The organism is Paenibacillus daejeonensis DSM 15491 (genome assembly GCF_000378385.1).
Taxonomy (GTDB): domain Bacteria; phylum Bacillota; class Bacilli; order Paenibacillales; family Paenibacillaceae; genus Paenibacillus_D; species Paenibacillus_D daejeonensis.
On sequence record NZ_KB899659.1, the window covers coordinates 1,156,420 to 1,173,572 of the forward strand.

Genomic DNA, 17,153 nt, shown 5'->3' on the forward strand with positions numbered 1-17,153 from the left:
TGAGGAGGTTAAGGCATGCCCCAGCCTGTACTAGGCATACTGACTCTGTATTTGAATGATAACCGGCTGCTGGAAGAAAGAAGTATCTACCAGAAGATGACCGTAGCCGGAGCTAAAATGGGGCTACGGGTACTCGTCTTCACGCCTGAAGATGTCAACTACAAGCAGCATCGGATTCATGCGATGTTCTATCACCCGGAGACCCGCCAATGGACGCGGAAGTGGACCCCTTTCCCGGATATGATCTTCGATCGGTGCCGAATTCAGAGGAGCTACCGCTTTGAGCAGCTCAAGCGTTTCCGCTCGGTTTATGGTCATCTGACATTTCTTAATCGGCCTCTTCGTAACAAGTGGACCGTCTACAAGCGTCTGTCCGGTGAAAGCCGGTTCCGTCCATACCTGCCTTATACCCGCATGATCGAAGGTAAACGAGATATCCAAGACATGCTGCTCAAATATCCGCTGCTCTATCTCAAGCCGATTAATGGCACCGGGGGACGTGGGATACTCCGGATCGAGCGGCAGCAGCGTGGTACCTGGCTGATTCAGGGCCGGGATCACAGCCGCCGCATTATCAAGCCAAGCACCGTCTCTGCTTCAGCGCTCCACAACAAACTGGCCGCATGGGATATGAAGCAGCGCAAGTACATTATCCAACAGGGAATCGCCATTAAGCTCTCTGGGGGACGGGTCCATGACTACCGGATGCTTGTTCAGAAAAACCGGCAGGGGGAGTGGGAAGTAACCGGATGTGCAGGAAGGGTCGGAGCACCCGGCAGCATCACTTCAAACCTGCATGGCGGCGGCCATGCCATGATGATGTCTACCCTGCTAAAACGGTGGATTGGCGATGAGGCCAAGCAAAAGAAAGTAGTGGAGGATGCGGAGCAGTTCAGTGTCCAGGTCGCTGCCTATCTAGAACAAAGCTATGGGCGATTATGTGAGTTGGCACTGGACCTGGCTATTGATCGAAGCGGTCAGATCTGGCTGCTGGAGGTTAATCCGAAGCCTGCACGGGAAGTGTTCGCACGCGCAGGAGACCGGCATACGTACCAGCAAGCCATCATCAAGCCCTTGGAATATGCGCTAGGGCTATACCAAAGAAAATCGCGTCGTTCGGACAATGACCCTATACAAACAGGACCCGACAATGCGTAAGCGCATTTCGGGTCCCTTTTATTCAACGCCCATTTATTTAGAAGGGAGCAGCTCAAGCAGCTCAGGAAAGGTGTGTATCAGCGCATCTGCTCCAGCGAGTTCTTCGTCGCGTCCGAACCCGGCATACTGACAGCCGATCACAGGCAGCCCGTTGTTCTTGCCTGCCTCGACGTCAGAGGAACGGTCCCCTACCATCCAAGCCGTCTCAAGCTGGTGATCCTGTATTAACCGGGCGACCAGATCCACCTTGGAGGCCGTTGCATACTGGCCCGCGCTGTACAAGCCGTCGAACAGCGAATCCAGCTGCTTCACCTTGGATATGCCCCTTACGTAATCTTCCAGCCCATTGCTGGCAACAAATAGCTTGATTCCCCGGCCATGAAGCTCTCGCAAGGTTTCCTCGACACCAGGGTATAGATCGCCTTGACCGGCATCCAGCCCTTCGAGCTCGTACTGCAGCATAAGCTCGTCAGCCCGTCTGTGAGCCGCGCTGCTGCCGCCGGGCATGACCCGGTGCCAGATATCCTCCAGCAGCATCCCCAGGCAGCCCAGCATAATCTCGACGGGCGGCGTCGGCTCGGTATACAGCCCCTCCTCCCGCAGTTGGTTGAACAACCGTTCATGCACATGAATGAGCAGGGTTTCTGTCTGCAGCAGCGTACCATCCATATCGAATATGATGGCTTGCGGCTGTGGTCCTATTTTGTCTGTCATGTTCATACTCCTCTCCAAGCGTAGTAACCAGAATGCTGCTGCCTTAGCATGTGCTAAACAGCAGAAAAGCTGTCAACACGGCCTGTCGGCCATGCTGACAGCTTCTCTAGTTGCCCGCTGCCAAGCGTGCAGACTAGCCTTCCAAAAGCAGGGATTCCGGATCTTCCAACAGGTTTTTGATGGTTACCAGGAACCGTACTGCTTCACTGCCGTCTACGATTCTGTGATCATAGGACAGAGCGATATACATCATTGGGCGATTCTCCATGCCATCTTCGCTGGTTGCGACCGGACGGCGTTGAATCGTATGCATGCCCAGGATGCCGACTTGTGGCGTATTGAGGATCGGCGTCGAGAGCAGCGAGCCAAAGACCCCGCCATTCGTGATGGTGAAGGTACCACCCTGCAGGTCGGAGAGCGCCAGCTTGTTCTCGCGAGCTTTGCCCGCCAGTTCACCAATGTTGCGCTCGATATCAGCAAAGCTGAGACGATCCGCATCACGTACAACCGGAACCACGAGGCCTTCTTTGGAAGCTACGGCAATTCCGATATCATAGAATTTCTTAACGAGAACATCCTCACCGTCAATCTCAGCATTAAGCAATGGGAAGGCTTTGAGCGCACCAACTACTGCTTTGGTGAAGAACGACATGAACCCGAGATTGACATTATGCTTGTCTTGGAAGGATTGCTTGCGGCGTTTACGCACTTCCATAATTGCAGTCATATCGACTTCGTTGAATGTAGTCAACATCGCTGCCGTACGTTGAGCCTCTACCAGACGGTTCGCAATCGTTTGTCTTCTGCGGGACATCCGCTGACGGTCGACAGGCTTGGCCGGGTTCTGCTCAGCTGCACTCGATTTTTGAGCAGGTGCGGAAGGAGCTTGCGCAGCAGCTGCCGGTTTATTCGCCGAGCTGATCGAGTCCTTGGACACTTTACCTGCCAGGTCAGAAGCTTCCTGCAGGCTGATGCCGCGTTCGCGAGCCAGCTTGCGCACAGACGGGGAAGCGTGCATCGCTGCCGTATCCGCAGCCTGAGTCGGTGTAGGCTGTTGCTGTGCTTGCGTTTCTTTCGCCTCTTTGGCCTCAGACGGGCTCGGAGCCGCTTCGCTTTTTGCAGGTTCAGCCGGAGCTGCTCCTGCACCGCTTGCCTCACCTGCACGAATCAGACCTACTGCTTCACCAACTTGGACCGTGTCGTTTTCGTTTTTATAAATTTTCTCTAGGATGCCGTCGGCTTCTGCATTGATCTCCAGATTAACTTTATCGGTTTCCAGTTCGAGCAGCAACTCGCCGAATTTGACGGTGTCGCCTTCTTTTTTGCTCCAGCTCGCAATTGTCCCTTCTGTGATCGATTCGCCCATTTCAGGTACTTTGATTTCCATGAGTTAGCTGCCTCCTGTGTGATCTGTATTAGGATTTAACTTTGCTGTATTGTTCGGTTGGCGTAACGGCTTGCGAGATCAACCGGCTCTGCTCGAAGGCATGGACGGTCTGATATCCGCTAGCTGTACTGGAGCGCTCGGGACGGCCGATATATCGTACTGTGGTACCTTCAGGCGCCAGCGCACGCAGCTTCGGTTCCATGTAAGTCCAGCTTCCCATGTTTTTGGGCTCTTCCTGCAGCCAGACGATTTCTTTGAGCTTCGGCAGATTGCCGACAATGGCCTGTACTTCCTCTTCAGGGAACGGATAGAGACGTTCGACTCGGGCTACATGGACCCAGTCCTTGTCTTTCTCCGAAGACAGTGCCTCGTCAAGATCGATAGCTACTTTGCCTGTGCACAGAACCAGACGCTCTACCTGTTTCGGTACAGCAGGAGCCGGCTCAAGCACCGGTTTGAAGGTACCTTCCGCCAGTTCCAGTCCCGGAGAGGCAACACGCGGGTTCCGGATCAGACTCTTCGGCGCCATGACGATCAATGGTTTCGCATGTACGGTCTCTGCCAGTCCAGCCTGCAGTCTGAGCAAATGGAAATATTGCGCGGCGCTGGTCAGGTTGGCTACGGTCCAGTTACCTTCTGCCGAGTTCTGGAGGAAACGCTCGAGCCGAGCACTGGAATGCTCTGGCCCCTGTCCTTCATAACCATGCGGCAACAGCATGACGAGACTCGATTTTTGTCCCCACTTGACGCGACCGGCTGCGATGAATTGGTCAATGATAACCTGGGCGCAGTTCACGAAGTCGCCGTATTGCGCTTCCCACAGCACGAATGTTTCAGGCGAGAACACATTATAGCCGTACTCAAAGCCCAGGACGGCAACTTCGGAGAGCGGACTGTTATGAATGGCGAAGGACGCATTAGCCTGCGGCAATCGGTGCAGCGGCGAATAAGGAGCGCCCGTCTTCGCGTCGGTCAGAATCAAGTGGCGATGCGCAAACGTACCGCGCTGCACGTCCTGGCCGCTTAGACGAATCGGCTTGCCGTCCGAGAGAATCGTCGCAAAAGCTAGCGTCTCAGCCAATGCCCAGTCCACCTTGCCACCATCTTCCAAAGCATCAGCCCGGCGTTCCAGGATGCGCTTGAGCTTAGGATACACATTGAAATCCTTAGGGAAATCAAGGAGTTCCTTGTTAATGGTTTGCAGCAGCTTCAGGGAAACGGCTGTTTCCACATCTCCCTGGTGAGAGATACGCACAGGCTCGCTGACATGCTGTTCATTGTCGGAGCTTTCCTCGCGCTTGATTTGGTCGTATGCCTCCTGCAGCACTTTCCACCCTTCATCGCGCATAGCGGCAGCCTGCTCCTGCGTGATGATCTTCGCCTCAACAAGCTCGTTCTCATACAAGGCGCTTGCCGTGAGATGATTGCGGACTTTCTCATACATCAGCGGTTGGGTGACATCCGGGTCATCCGACTCGTTATGTCCGAATCTGCGGTAGCCTACCAGATCGATCAGGAAATCTTTCTTGAACCGGATGCGGTATTCCGATGCCAATCTGACGGCGGCGATACAAGCTTCCGGATTATCTGCATTGACATGGACAATTGGAATTTCATAGCCCTTGGCCAAGTCACTGGAATAATGCGTTGAGCGGGCATCCTTGTTATCAGTTGTGAAGCCCAGACGGTTGTTGGCAATAAAATGAATCGTACCACCGTTGCGGTAACCGGTCAGTTTGTTGAAGTTCAGCGTTTCTGCTACAACGCCCTCGCCCGGGAATGCCGCGTCGCCGTGAATGAGAATCGCAACAGCTTTGGCAAATTCCAGATCGGGGAAGCCCCGCTTGCTGCGATCTTCCTGGGCAGCGCGTGTGAATCCTTCAACAACCGGATCAACATATTCAAGGTGACTCGGGTTGTTGGCAAGTTTAATCCGCGTCTTGCCGCTCTCTTGCACTGAACGGTAAGCGCCTAGATGGTACTTGACATCACCGGTCCAGCCGTAATTAATACCAATCGAGCCCTCGGAAGGAATGAGATCCTTGTTCGGAGCATGATGGAATTCCGAGAATATTTTGCTATAAGGCTTGCCGAGCACATGCGCCAGTACATTAAGACGGCCACGGTGAGCCATTCCCATCAGGATATGTTCTGCACCCTCATCAGCGAAGCGGTTGACGATGCCGTCAAGCATCGGTACCAGTGCATCGAGTCCTTCGATAGAGAACCGTTTTTGGCCAACGAATGTCCGGTGCAGGAATTGTTCAAACTGCTCAACCTGAATCAGCCTTTTCAGTAGCTCTACGCGCTCCTGAGAAGACAGGGTGAACAGTTCTTTATTCGTCTCGACTTGCTCGTTCAACCATTTGCGTTCTTCTTCCACATACACGTGGCTGAATTCATACGCAACGGCATTCGTGTAAATTTTGGTTACCTTTTGAATGGCATCCCAGGCAGTGGTCACATCATCTTGGGCATTTTCCCAAATCAGGGAAGCAGGAATAGCCTTCAGTGACTCCGGGCTCAGATTGTATGTCTCCGGCTCCAGCAGGCGGGTGTCCGAAGGGGTACGGAGACTGAGCGGGTCCGTATCTGCCGCAAGATGTCCGTGCGTCCGTATATTCCACATCAGCTTGTCAGCGGCTACCACGTCTTTGAGCAGGGCCATTTGATCCCGCTGCACGGAGACAGGGGATGACTGGGAAACAGGAGACGCTTCCAAGCCTGCAGGCGGTGCTCCCCATTCATCGAACAAGGCGCGGGTAGCAGGGTCTACCGACTCCGGATCTCGCACATACAGATCATATTGCTCATACACATAACCCAGGTTCGGACCGAAGTAGGACGCCCAGGGGCCTTCCTTCGTATCACGTGTTGTCATACGTAAATCTCTCCATCCTCTGTTATATTCATAGTCAAGCATCTATAGATAAGCACTAATATTAATAATACCCTTTTTGGCGTCAGAAGAAAAACATGAATCCATGAAAATAAAAATTCAATCGTCAATCACGCTTAAAATGTGACAAATTCAGTACAATTTTAATTTTCTCCCGCTTGGATATAAAAACAGGTGGCTCCCAGCCTGCTTTTCGACTGTTCGCACACCTGCACAAGAGAAGCTGAGCCGATGCACTTAGCGTCCAATCGCCAGCTGTAATACAGTCAACAGCACACCAACAACAAATCCGCACAACGCACCATTGACTCTGATCCACTGCAAATCCTTGCCTACCTTCTGCTCAATCATTGCTACCAATGTTTTGTTGTCCAGCTTCTCCAGATTTTCCCTTACCAGTACACCGATCCGGTAGTGATGCGTCTCAACCAGCTCCACAACATAGCCAATGACACGTTCCTCCCATTGCTTGGGCAGCTCAGGACGTCTACCCAAATAGCGCACGAAGGAAATGTAGCCGCGTAACACGATTCCGCCGCCCTGCTCTTCTTCGTTGGATAGTCTTGTAACAATCGACGATCGGAGCTCCTCCAGACGCGCCAGAATAAAAGCACCAAAACGTTCGCTCTCTAGCTGTTCTTCCGCGGCGCCCTTAAGCTGGGCAACCAAAGCTTCGTTATCTGGGAGCATAAACAATCGGATACGCAACTCCCGCAGCAACGCTGCCCTGGATTCGTTATCCGCATCCCTGAGCTTGCGCAGCTCTTCCAGCACCATATTTTGCAATAATGGCCCCAGCTTGTCTTCACTCATGAAACCCGAGAAGGCCTGAATGGCAAACCCCATCAACCCACCCATTTGGATTTCGGAGAGTTTTTCACTGACACGTTTGCCCAACATGGCTTGTGTAGAAGGCTTGCGCGCCCATTCAATCGCTTCCTCCAGTACATAATCCAGCGCCTTCTCGTCATAGCCCTTCTCCATCATTCGACTGAGCAAATCTTGCCCCGTCCCTGCCAAGTCGGCTTGAGCCACATAATTGCGGACAGCGGACTGTACCGGTGCCACCGCTTTGTCCAGCGGCAGCTGGCCTATCACCTCTTGAGCGGAGCGGAGAACCGCTTGCCGAAATGCCGGCTTCCGCAGCTGGCGCAGCACGGCACCAGAGAGGACTTCCATGAGCTTGAAGCTGCGCAGCTTATTTTGAATACTCTCTTTGTTTAGCAGTTCATTCTCCAAAGCCGAAATCAGCGATTGAATGATCCGGACACGATTCTTGATCAGCAGAGCCGTGTGGGGAATCGGAATCTGCAGTGGGTGATGAAACAAAGCCGTTACTGCGAACCAGTCTGCAATTCCTCCAACCAGCCCCGCCTCAAATCCACCCTTCAGCAGCTCAACGAGCAGATTATCCGGCAAAAACAGCATCACCACAAACCCGAGGGCCATAGCTAGCAGCGACAATGTCGCAATATTCCTGGTGTTCATCTCTTCATCAGCCTCCAACAGCCTTGCTTAGCAAATCCAAAATGGTTCCGTACTTGGTAAGTCCTTTCCCTTTCGTCTAACCTTGTATACCTGAGCCCCTCCATCAAACACTGCCGCTCATACGCCCTGAGGCAGCCTCAGGCCTTCGTTCAACACGCCCGCGGACTAACAACTGCAAGCCTGCGCGGACACACCATAAGGCGATAGCCACGAACAGGACGGCCCAAAATGCAGCGGGAATCCCCGTCAGCCGTTGCAGATTCGCCGCATCACCAGCTGCTGACGGCTGCGTCAGAGCAGCGACCAGAAGGAACAGCGCGGATACGAATGACTCCGTGAGCGCCAGTATGGCAAGCATCAGATAATAGATGTTCTGTATCTTTGGACCCAGTAATAAAATAACACTGTTTACCACCCCAAAACCGACAAGCCACCAAACCCCGTACCCCGAGTGGACAAAAAACACCAGCATCACAGCTGCTATTGCTGTCAAAAGGATCAGTCCCATTGCCGCTTTGCGCTTGTGATACAGGTAAAATAACAGAACGCTGAACAGTGATGCCGCCGGATAACCGGCAAGCGATGCAACGATGAGCCGCCAATGGGAAGATAAAGCCGAATAGGTGACTCCACTATGGTCGCTGTTCAATTCGATCCGTTCCACATGACCCGATAGCATCAGCGTAGCAATGGCATGACCGAACTCATGAACCATCGTATCCAGCATTCGGAAAAAGGAGGAAAACGGCAGCAGCCGGGTGAGGATCAGCGCCCCGATCAATACGAGCAAAATGGTTGACCATTTTCTCATGTAGCTCCACCGCCTCTCGGTTCTCTAACGTTCCAGCGCAAGCCAGACTATTGTACCATGCCAAAGAACCCCAGAGAAACTGTCCTGCTGCAAAAAAGCGCAGAAACAGAAGCTAATGCTGCGCTTCCGCATCTATCCGAGTTGTCAGAAGGAGGTAACCGCGTGAACAATCAGATACGATCATGGCAGCCATTTCGAAGTCCGCTCGACCCCTGTCCGCCCATCTTGGTTAAAACCTACGTTGTGCCACCCAATCAGTACATGGTATTTCAACCGATGAATCTGCCGCAGTTTCCCCTCGCCGAAGCCTTGCGGGCTGGCACGCTGTGGCCGGCGCTGTACAGCCCCTATGAGCCGAGGTCCAGAAAGGGGGAGCCCCAGTGACCACAACACTGGATGAACAATACTACAGCAGTCTGCTTGAACTGCAGCAGCTGGACTTTGCGCTGGTGGAGTTAACTCTGTTTTTGGATACCCATCCCAATGATATGCAGGCGCTGCAGCAATTTAATCAGTTGGCCCAACAGCGTCAGCAATGCGCTCATGCCTTCGAGCTTCGTTATGGACCCTTGCTGCAATTCGGTCACAGCTACAGTAAATTTCCCTGGCAATGGTCGCAAAGTCCCTGGCCATGGCAAGTCTAAAAAGCGAACCAAAAGGAGGCTAGGCCATGTGGGTCTACGAAAAAAAACTGCAGTACCCTGTGAAGGTTAGTAAGTGTGACGTACGAATGGCCAAGTACCTGGCCGAACAATACGGCGGAGCCGATGGAGAGCTTGCTGCCGCCTTGCGTTACCTTAACCAGCGGTACACCATACCAGACAAAGTCATTGGTTTGCTAACCGATATCGGCACAGAGGAATTCGCCCATCTCGAGATGATCGCCACGATGATCTACAAGCTGACCAAAGACGCATCTCCCCAAGAGCTGGAAGCTGCCGGACTAGGACCACACTATGTCAGTCACGACAGTGCCTTGTTCTATAACAATGCTGCTGGCGTTCCATGGACTGCAGCCTATATCCAGGCCAAGGGCGACCCGCTTGCCGATCTGTACGAGGATATCGCTGCCGAGGAAAAAGCCAGGGCAACCTATCAATGGTTAATTGATATGACGGATGACGTAGACCTGCAGGACAGTCTGAAGTTTCTGCGCGAACGTGAAATCGTGCATGCGATGCGGTTCAAGGAAGCCGTCGAGATCATCAAGGCCGACCGCGAGCAGCAAAAAATCTATTAACTCCATGGTCCCACTCCACGTGGGCAATCAAGCTGTCAAGAAGCTGTAACAATCCACTGTTGTGTTCCTTGTCCAATATCGTCTATTCTAGAAAGTGAACTGTTCGTTCTCGGAATCTAGAATGGAGGCTTTGGACCTGTGGGCAAATCTCGGAACTACACCTTAGCGATTTACATCTTCTCGGTTGTTTTGATTGGAGCGATCGCTGCCTTATTTTTTCTGCCACAATATGATGGCGACGTCGGCTTCGACATCACGATTCTTCCTTTAATGAATGCTATCTTCAACGTGTTTACGTTCTCCTTCCTGATGCTTTCGCTATTTGCTATTAAGAAGAAGAACATCAAGCTACATCGAAATTTCGTGTTTGCCGCCTTCGTGACGACCTTCTTTTTTCTGATTTGCTACGTCACCTATCACTTCCTGACTGAACCGGCGGTATTCGGAGGCAGTTCTGTGATGCGGGCGATCTACTTGTTCGTTCTGATCAGCCACATCCTGCTGGCCATCCTCAATGTGCCGCTAGCCCTCATTACTGTGTTCAAGGGGCTGACCATGAAGGTTGAGCAGCACCGCAGAATTGCCAGATGGACCATGCCAATCTGGTTGTATGTGAGCGGGACAGGAGTTATCGTCTACCTGCTGATCTCGCCATATTATTGATCGCCATTAGCATAGGAATCTCAGCAAAAAACGGCAAGTCTCCGGGACATTTCGGTGACTTGCCGTTTTTGTGTCGATCACTCTTCGGCGCTCGTCTATTTGGCGTTGCCATAATCCTCTACCGTCTCCCAGGCACCCGCATCATCGAATCTGCCGCTCCCCGCTTGCCGCCCTTCGCCAGCACCGGCAGGGGGGCGAGTCATAACCTCTTCCTCCGGAGGTCGTTCCTCGTTTATTGGCGCCTCGTCCACATGCTCTACCGTACGCGTCGTATACGGCACCGCCTCCAGTCGTTCAAATGGAATGGGCTCACCACTGACTTCACAGTGCCCATAGGTGCCATCATCCATTCGGACCAGGGCTGCCTCGATTTGCTCCAGACGTTCCTCCATGGATTCATCAATGGCCATGTCCCTGGCCTTCTCGAAGGTTTCGGTGCCCAGATCACCGGGATGATTGTCATAGGAGGACAATTCTCCTGCTTGCTCTTCTTCAGTGGCTGCTGCTTCATTCAAATGGTTCTCAATATCCTTCTTCTCTTGCTCCAATTGGCTTCGTAGCTGCTGGAGCTGCACAGATGTTAAATGAGACATCTTGTTCCTCTCCTCTCAGGTTGGGCTCAGCGCGTTTGGACGCCTTTGGCTGACGCCAAAACTTCATCGGCGGCTTTTCTCATCTCAGCGAGTCGTTCCCATACCTCTCCATCCTCCAGATAGGTCAGTGATAAGGGGCCTTGGAATCCGCTGTCAGCGGTAATTTCTACACAACGTCGGAAATCCTCCACATCGAGAGTGCCGCTATTCGTCACATCTGCCTTGGCATGGACCGTCTCGGCATAGGGCATCACTTCGGCAAGCTGACGATACTTGTCCGTCTTGAAGTTGCCATAATCAGCCGTAAAACCGATCTTTCCATCGCATCGCTCCATGAGGGCCAAGCAGCTCTTGGCATCCGAGAGCAGCGGACCCAGATTTTCGGTCATGACGCGTACGCCTTTGGACTTGGCATCTTCGGCCAGCATGAGAAAGCCGTCTGCCGCTCGCTGGATCGCCTCAGCGTCACCCGCATCCGAGGCTCCGGCACTAAACCTGATTCTCTCAAAGCCTGCAGCTGATGCGATACCAATCCATTTGCTGAACCAGGCCGCTTCTACCCTGCGGCGGTGCGGATCGGAGCTTGACAGATCGCCATCGTCGATCAGCAATGAGGCCAGCCGCACCCCCGAACGTTCTGCAACGGTTCGCAGCTCTTCCAGATACTCAGGCGTGCTCTCTTGAAATTGCGCGTAGGACAGCTCCAACGCCTCATAGCCCGCTTCACCCAGACGAATGATAAACTCGGGAAGTGTCATCCGCTCAGGGTGTGATTCAATGGTCAGCGTATGTTCACGCTTCTCGCTATTCCAACTGATCATCCGCAAGGGACCCAGATCACGTTCAAACGACCAGCTGTTGACAGAATACAAGGTCATATCTATCCCTCCTCATCCATATCCAGGCGTCCTTCAAAAGGAGCCTACGGTCACGGATCGGTCTTACGATCGCTGTTGTCCCCAGATTTTTTGATTATTGACCGCTTCAGCGGTTGAAATCCGGGGACAAAGGCGAACGCTTCGCTTCTCCAGACTCGATTCCGTGCCTCTCCGGCCCTTTCGGCAGCCTGGTAATCGGGATTGCTTCTTGAAGGTACTTACCCTTCCCAGTCGGCTTTCTAACGCGAATGGGCAGATCGGGTTCGTGGTCATAGCTTGATTTTGACCTGGAAGAGCCCTGCCTTGCGTGCAGCCATGTAGATGATGACGACCAATGGACCAAGGAACACACCAACAATGCCAACCAGCTTGAATCCCGCATACAGGCTGATTAAGGCAGCCAGCGCGCTGATGCCGACGGCATCGCCAAGCACCTTGGGCTCCACAATTCTGCGAATGACGGTGATAACCAGAAAGAGAATGATCAATCCCATGCCGGTAGAAGACTCGCCTGTGGCAATTAGATAACCGGCCCAGGGGACAAGAATGGAACCCGTACCAAGGATCGGCAGGATATCGACAAGTACGATGAGGAGAGCGATGGCGAGTGGATATTTGATATTGAGGATGAGGAGTCCAATTAAGGAAATCAGGTAGGTCATGGCGCTGAGCGCCAGTTGTGCGCGCAAAAAGCCGAAGATCGAGGAACGCAAATTTTGCAGGACAACATCGACTTGCACACGTGAGCTGTCATCGAAGAAGGAAAGGAAGGTTGATTTGATGGCAGGCAGACTGAAGCTGAACAGATAGACAGCGACGAGAAACACAATGAAGAAAATAAACAGGCCCGGAATACCGGCGGCGAAGTTGACGAAGGAGACAGATATCGTACTCACCATTCCGGTCACCGAGGAAGAAAAGCTGGACATCCAGCGTTCGAGTTGGACAACCGTTTCCGGCGAGAGCCCGGAGTAATACGTCTGTAGTCCGGAAAAAGCCTCTTGCGCGTATCGACTGGCATCACTGGCATATTCCGGTACACGTTCCCAAAAAGCAATCAGCTCAGCGATGACCTTGGCTCCCAGGATGAGGATTAATCCCAGCAGTGTAATGGTAAACAAGGAGCTGGCAACGGCACCGGCAGCCAGCCTGTTCATACGGCCCCGCCGAACAAACAGCTGGATAAACGGCTCCAAAAAAATGACCACAACCAAGGCGAGCATAAACGGTGCACCCGCCGTAAACAACAAATACAAAAGAACAAGCCCGACGACAATCATGGCCAGCGCACGCAGGGACATCCGATGCACTTCCTCCTCCGGAGAGCGATTATACCGGGTCTATAGCCTTCCTGATCCTGAAATCGACTTCGTTGTAGTACATATCCTTCACCAGAAGATTCGGCCCGCAGCAGCTTGCCGCTGGGCAGCGACAATCCACACTCTGCGCCAACTCGCTCTCGCACCAGCGCCCGAACAAATCATCCAGCCGGTCATTCGCGATATTGCCGAATGAAGCCACGTCTGAAAAATCGGTCACAAATACATCTCCCGTGAACAGATTGACGTTAAGCCGATTGCGTCCATCCGGATCGTTGCGAACCGTTACGCCAGGCGTCTGCTGCAGCGTTCGCAGCAGTATCCGTTCGGCTTCATTATCGCTGCAAGCGTAGAACGGCAGCGTACCGAACAGCATCCATACCTCGGGATCCCTATGCTCGAGCAGCCTGGCAATGGCGTCCATCATTTGCTGCCTCGTGATGACCGGCAAATTGGCGGCAAAAGCGCTCGGATACATCGGATGGACCTCGTGCCTGAGACAGCCCATTTCAACAATCAGACGGTGGATTTCCGCAATCTTCTCGTGGGTTCGGTAGTTGATCATCGATTCAGCGGATACAAATAAACCGCCCTTGCTGAGCTTCTGCGAGTTATCGATCATCCGCTCATACATCTTGGCTGCTGTCCCACGCTGTACAGCATGCGGAGAGTTGGCGAAGCCGATCTGGTGGAAGTCGTCCAACCCGGTATAATTAAATGATATGTGCATGACGTCCAAAAAAGGAGCAATTTGTTCATATCTGCCCAAATCAAGCGTGAGGTTCGAGTTGATCTGCGACCGTATCCCTCGTTCACGGGCATAACGCAGCAGCGGAACGATATACTCTTGCACCGTCTGTTCGGAAAAGGTAGGCTCACCGCCTGTAATGGAAATGGTCTGCAAATGCTCGACTTCATCAAGGCGGCGCAGCATATTGTCAAGCGGCAGCTTCTGCGGCTCTTTCCAGACCAATGTATCGCCAACAGCGCAGTGCTCACATCGCATATTGCACAGATTGGACATCGTCATCTCCACACTGGTTAACACGTGTTTGCCATGCTCACGCAGCGACAATATTGGATCCCAAGGGTCCCATGAAGGGGATATCGCAGGAAGCATACGGCTTCCGTCCGTTAGTACTTGCATCATTATCAGCACCTGACTCTTGAAGTATTCCTTGCTGATCTTATTGTAAAGGTCAGCGATGCGGCATGCAATGCCAAAAACGGCCCCCGCGCCTCTCTTGCTCAAGAGGCAGGGGAGCCCGGTAGTATTTCCTGCAAACCTCTATCCCATGGTTTTCTCCACAGTTGCAGGGGTGGCCACGTTTTGCTCATTCACGCGGGTAATCATGACAGACAATTGCTTCATCATATCGATTTCGAAGGGCTGGGACAGCTCACGCCCCTCTTCATCGTACAGAACTCTTACAACCGGTCTATGCGGGCACAGCGGATCATAGCCTGCGACAACACCTGCAGCTCCTGTATTGAGTCGCACCGTGACCCCAACCGGATAGATGACGATTTTGTCACGGAACAGACGTACCATCCGCTGTTCATATAAGGTCCCGGTACCGGCGTACAGCCCCTCGATGGCTTGATGCGGAAGCATCGGACTCCGATACACCCGGTTAGTCGTCATGGCGTCATAGGAGTCCACCAGACCAATCCACTTGGCGTAGTCGTGAATCTCTGAGCCCTTGATGCCTCTCGGGTAGCCACTTCCGTCGAGCCGTTCATGATGCTGGAATGCACAATGCGCGACGATGAGCGGAAGATTGGGTTCATCCTTAAGCAGACGAAATCCAAGCTCCGTGTGCTTCTTCATTTCATTGTACTCTTCTGCCGTGAGGCGGCCGGGCTTCATGAGTACATCCGTAGAAATCTGCGTCTTTCCGATATCATGCAGCAATGCTCCCATGCCGAGCGTAATGAGCTCCTCCTGGCTGAGGCCGTCCGACATGCCGAGCAATGTCGTGTAAATACACACATTGAGAGAATGCTGAAATAGATAATGGTCGACCAGCCCCATATTCATTAACATGAGCATGGCACCCTTGTGATCGCTAATCTCCTCCAGCACCATGGACATCACACTGCGAAATTGCTTGGCTATATAAGGGGTATGCAGACCCTTATTCCGTCTGGAAGGACTCATAAGCTCCCTAAAGCCGTTTCGAATCTCGCTTAGCGCCTTGATTCTGGTCTCATCGCTGATCATCTCCGGGACAACCAGATCCTCTGTCAGAGCATCTTCTATGTAGACGAAATCCACGCCGCACTGCTGAAGTCTCATGATCAGCTGCTGTGTCAATTCTACCTGCTTGCCCAACAGCACGAGCCCATCCTCCGAAAATATTCGTTTGGCTAATCTCATGCCGGGTTGGCACATTGTAATGGGCACCAAGCGCATAATTATCGATCCCTGCCCGTCGTCATTTGTCGTGCCTTTATTATCGGCAACTCCCGCTCGTAATGTTAATGTAAGCTCGGCAAACAAATGAAGCTGCCTTCAACAATACGGCAGTATTAAGCATCGTTAAACGGTTCGCCACCGTTTTCTGCGACTATCTGCAACCGCGTCCGAATCAGCCAGTTCATGCGCCAATACATCACGGATAAACTCAGGCAAATAAAAGATGGTCTCTTCACTCTCGCGAAGACTCATATAACCGATTCCGAAGGTGAACATATCGATCGTGCCCACAATATAACTGCAATCATCAAGAAGCGGTTGTCCATTTACCGTAACGGAGGTCAGCTTCGCATAATCGGCGGCCGAGGCATCATAACGAATCTCCAGACCGTCCACCGCTAACGTCCCGAGCACCAGCCCCCGAAAGCCGAAGCCGCGAATTGCCAGCCCCGTGTAATCTGGCAGCAAGGCTTCCTCAAGCGCCTGGCGGATGTGAGCACCGCGCAATCGGACGCGGCAAGGATTGATTGGCGAAGGACACAAGGCATGCAGTTGCCCCTGTGTCACATCGCCTTTGGCCAAGCCTCCCAACAATTGTCCATTGTTCACAATGCCAATATCGGCTCCAGTCCAGCGCCTGATTCCTGCTGCCAGCAAATTGGTCAGCGGCGACTCGCGTTCACTGTTTGCCGGCAACGGCTCTACCAATCGGGAGACACGTGCACTCAGCCTCTGCTCGCCTGAGGCCCGATAGCTCCGGATGATGGCATCAGCTTCCGGGTCGAGCGGAGCGGCAGCCACCGGCACGCAACTTCCCTGAATGATCGGACGTCCGGTAGCAGGATCGATCGTAATCTCCACACGGCCGAGATACTCGCCGAATTTGCCTGCAGCACAGATCGTGGTCTGACCGATCTGGAGAGGCTCCTCCAGCAGATGATGGGTATGCCCGCCCAGAATCAGGTCTACTCCGTCGATTTCCCTGGCGATTCGTTCATCAGACGATAAACCGAGATGGGACATGACGACGATGACATCGGTGGCCGAGCGAATTCGCGAGACCGCCTCCCGGATCGCCTCCAGCGGGTCTCGGGCATCCCAGCCCAGCAGCGTATAGAATTCGCTAAATGGCGCTGTCACTCCTACCAGCCCAAAACGAATCCCGTTCTTGGTCACAATCAGGCTGGACATAAGCCATTCCGGCAGCTCGCCTGTTCGTCGGTCAATGAGATTGGCGCACAACGCCGGGAATCTAGCATGTCTGCGGTAAGCCTGCTCCAGATCAGCCATACCGTAAGTCAATCCTTCATTATTGCCGAGTGTTACCGCATCATAACCGGCTTCATTGAGAAGCGCGATATTGACCAGACCATCGCTTCCCTCGGTTTCGAGGCGCATTCGGTCCATATGGTCTCCGATATCGAGCACCAGCACACGATCGCTGCCGCGGCTGCGGCGCTCCTCAGTAATAAGTGAGGAGATGCGGGCCGCTTGCTCCAAGCGGCTGTGAATGTCGTTACTGTGAAGCAAGATTACTTGTCTAGTAGGCGCCGCGTTGAATTCCATACTGACCTCCTCCGCATG

Annotated in this window: 16 protein-coding genes; 5 read left to right on the forward strand and 11 right to left on the reverse strand. The window is 53.0% G+C overall.

What is annotated here, in order from left to right; translation table 11 throughout:
- Window positions 1–15 precede the first annotated feature (15 nt).
- On the forward strand, window positions 16–1,158 hold the full coding sequence (locus F556_RS0105730) for a YheC/YheD family endospore coat-associated protein (protein WP_020615954.1): 1,143 nt from the start codon (window positions 16–18) through the stop codon (window positions 1,156–1,158).
- 33 nt (window positions 1,159–1,191) lie between these two features.
- Here F556_RS0105730 and F556_RS0105735 read toward each other — a convergent pair whose 3' ends face one another.
- The 5 genes from F556_RS0105735 to F556_RS0105755 all read right to left on the reverse strand — a co-directional run bounded on the left by F556_RS0105735 (window position 1,192) and on the right by F556_RS0105755 (window position 8,457).
- Window positions 1,192–1,872, reverse strand: coding sequence for an HAD family hydrolase (locus F556_RS0105735; protein WP_020615955.1), 681 nt, complete (start codon window positions 1,870–1,872; stop codon window positions 1,192–1,194).
- A gap of 133 nt (window positions 1,873–2,005) precedes the next feature.
- Window positions 2,006–3,259, reverse strand: coding sequence for a 2-oxoglutarate dehydrogenase complex dihydrolipoyllysine-residue succinyltransferase (gene odhB / locus F556_RS0105740; RefSeq protein ID WP_020615956.1), 1,254 nt, complete (start codon window positions 3,257–3,259; stop codon window positions 2,006–2,008).
- A 28-nt stretch (window positions 3,260–3,287) separates the two neighbouring features.
- Complete coding sequence (locus F556_RS0105745) at window positions 3,288–6,140, reverse strand: 2-oxoglutarate dehydrogenase E1 component (RefSeq protein ID WP_020615957.1); 2,853 nt, start codon at window positions 6,138–6,140, stop codon at window positions 3,288–3,290.
- 255 nt (window positions 6,141–6,395) lie between these two features.
- The gene (locus tag F556_RS0105750; RefSeq protein WP_020615958.1) at window positions 6,396–7,646 is read right to left on the reverse strand and encodes a DUF445 domain-containing protein; all 1,251 of its coding nucleotides are present in this window, start codon (window positions 7,644–7,646) and stop codon (window positions 6,396–6,398) included.
- Window positions 7,647–7,749: 103 nt separating this feature from the next.
- Window positions 7,750–8,457 carry a M50 family metallopeptidase gene (locus F556_RS0105755; protein WP_020615959.1) on the reverse strand — a complete coding sequence of 236 codons (708 nt, stop codon included), beginning with the start codon at window positions 8,455–8,457 and terminating at the stop codon, window positions 7,750–7,752.
- A gap of 162 nt (window positions 8,458–8,619) precedes the next feature.
- Here F556_RS0105755 and F556_RS0105760 point away from each other — a divergent pair, with 162 nt between their 5' ends.
- The 4 genes from F556_RS0105760 to F556_RS0105775 all read left to right on the forward strand — a co-directional run bounded on the left by F556_RS0105760 (window position 8,620) and on the right by F556_RS0105775 (window position 10,360).
- Window positions 8,620–8,841 carry a spore coat associated protein CotJA gene (locus F556_RS0105760; protein ID WP_020615960.1) on the forward strand — a complete coding sequence of 74 codons (222 nt, stop codon included), beginning with the start codon at window positions 8,620–8,622 and terminating at the stop codon, window positions 8,839–8,841.
- Window positions 8,838–9,101 (forward strand): spore coat protein CotJB, encoded by a 264-nt coding sequence (locus F556_RS0105765; RefSeq protein ID WP_020615961.1) that lies wholly within the window; start codon window positions 8,838–8,840, stop codon window positions 9,099–9,101. Before F556_RS0105760 ends, F556_RS0105765 begins: the two co-directional genes overlap by 4 nt.
- A 26-nt stretch (window positions 9,102–9,127) precedes the next feature.
- Window positions 9,128–9,697 carry a manganese catalase family protein gene (locus F556_RS0105770; RefSeq protein ID WP_020615962.1) on the forward strand — a complete coding sequence of 190 codons (570 nt, stop codon included), beginning with the start codon at window positions 9,128–9,130 and terminating at the stop codon, window positions 9,695–9,697.
- A gap of 138 nt (window positions 9,698–9,835) precedes the next feature.
- The gene (locus F556_RS0105775) at window positions 9,836–10,360 is read left to right on the forward strand and encodes a DUF420 domain-containing protein (RefSeq protein WP_020615963.1); all 525 of its coding nucleotides are present in this window, start codon (window positions 9,836–9,838) and stop codon (window positions 10,358–10,360) included.
- Between the two features lie 95 nt (window positions 10,361–10,455).
- Here F556_RS0105775 and F556_RS33335 read toward each other — a convergent pair whose 3' ends face one another.
- The 6 genes from F556_RS33335 to F556_RS0105805 form a co-directional block, all read right to left on the reverse strand.
- The gene (locus tag F556_RS33335; protein WP_020615964.1) at window positions 10,456–10,953 is read right to left on the reverse strand and encodes a TraR/DksA C4-type zinc finger protein; all 498 of its coding nucleotides are present in this window, start codon (window positions 10,951–10,953) and stop codon (window positions 10,456–10,458) included.
- Window positions 10,954–10,979: 26 nt separating this feature from the next.
- Window positions 10,980–11,831 carry a sugar phosphate isomerase/epimerase family protein gene (locus F556_RS36090; protein WP_020615965.1) on the reverse strand — a complete coding sequence of 284 codons (852 nt, stop codon included), beginning with the start codon at window positions 11,829–11,831 and terminating at the stop codon, window positions 10,980–10,982.
- A 269-nt stretch (window positions 11,832–12,100) separates the two neighbouring features.
- On the reverse strand, window positions 12,101–13,132 hold the full coding sequence (gene ytvI / locus F556_RS0105790) for a sporulation integral membrane protein YtvI (protein ID WP_020615966.1): 1,032 nt from the start codon (window positions 13,130–13,132) through the stop codon (window positions 12,101–12,103).
- A 28-nt stretch (window positions 13,133–13,160) separates the two neighbouring features.
- Entirely contained in the window at window positions 13,161–14,297 is a 1,137-nt protein-coding gene (gene yfkAB / locus F556_RS0105795; RefSeq protein WP_026297130.1) for a radical SAM/CxCxxxxC motif protein YfkAB, read from the reverse strand.
- A 141-nt stretch (window positions 14,298–14,438) separates the two neighbouring features.
- The gene (locus F556_RS0105800) at window positions 14,439–15,566 is read right to left on the reverse strand and encodes an HD-GYP domain-containing protein (protein ID WP_026297131.1); all 1,128 of its coding nucleotides are present in this window, start codon (window positions 15,564–15,566) and stop codon (window positions 14,439–14,441) included.
- A 126-nt stretch (window positions 15,567–15,692) separates the two neighbouring features.
- Window positions 15,693–17,135 (reverse strand): bifunctional metallophosphatase/5'-nucleotidase, encoded by a 1,443-nt coding sequence (locus F556_RS0105805; protein WP_020615969.1) that lies wholly within the window; start codon window positions 17,133–17,135, stop codon window positions 15,693–15,695.
- Between the last annotated feature and the right edge of the window lie 18 nt (window positions 17,136–17,153).

Bases quoted from the DNA above. Each gene is read 5' to 3' on its own strand.
- F556_RS0105730 (WP_020615954.1), top strand. From the start codon at position 16: ATGCCCCAGCCTGTACTAGGCATACTGACTCTGTATTTGAATGATAAC.
- F556_RS0105735 (WP_020615955.1), bottom strand. From the start codon at position 1,872: ATGACAGACAAAATAGGACCACAGCCGCAAGCCATCATATTCGATATG.
- odhB (WP_020615956.1), bottom strand. From the start codon at position 3,259: ATGGAAATCAAAGTACCTGAAATGGGCGAATCGATCACAGAAGGGACA.
- F556_RS0105745 (WP_020615957.1), bottom strand. From the start codon at position 6,140: ATGACAACACGTGATACGAAGGAAGGCCCCTGGGCGTCCTACTTCGGT.
- F556_RS0105750 (WP_020615958.1), bottom strand. From the start codon at position 7,646: ATGAACACCAGGAATATTGCGACATTGTCGCTGCTAGCTATGGCCCTC.
- F556_RS0105755 (WP_020615959.1), bottom strand. From the start codon at position 8,457: ATGAGAAAATGGTCAACCATTTTGCTCGTATTGATCGGGGCGCTGATC.
- F556_RS0105770 (WP_020615962.1), top strand. From the start codon at position 9,128: ATGTGGGTCTACGAAAAAAAACTGCAGTACCCTGTGAAGGTTAGTAAG.
- F556_RS33335 (WP_020615964.1), bottom strand. From the start codon at position 10,953: ATGTCTCATTTAACATCTGTGCAGCTCCAGCAGCTACGAAGCCAATTG.
- F556_RS36090 (WP_020615965.1), bottom strand. From the start codon at position 11,831: ATGACCTTGTATTCTGTCAACAGCTGGTCGTTTGAACGTGATCTGGGT.
- ytvI (WP_020615966.1), bottom strand. From the start codon at position 13,132: ATGTCCCTGCGTGCGCTGGCCATGATTGTCGTCGGGCTTGTTCTTTTG.
- yfkAB (WP_026297130.1), bottom strand. From the start codon at position 14,297: ATGCAAGTACTAACGGACGGAAGCCGTATGCTTCCTGCGATATCCCCT.
- F556_RS0105800 (WP_026297131.1), bottom strand. From the start codon at position 15,566: ATGCGCTTGGTGCCCATTACAATGTGCCAACCCGGCATGAGATTAGCC.
- F556_RS0105805 (WP_020615969.1), bottom strand. From the start codon at position 17,135: ATGGAATTCAACGCGGCGCCTACTAGACAAGTAATCTTGCTTCACAGT.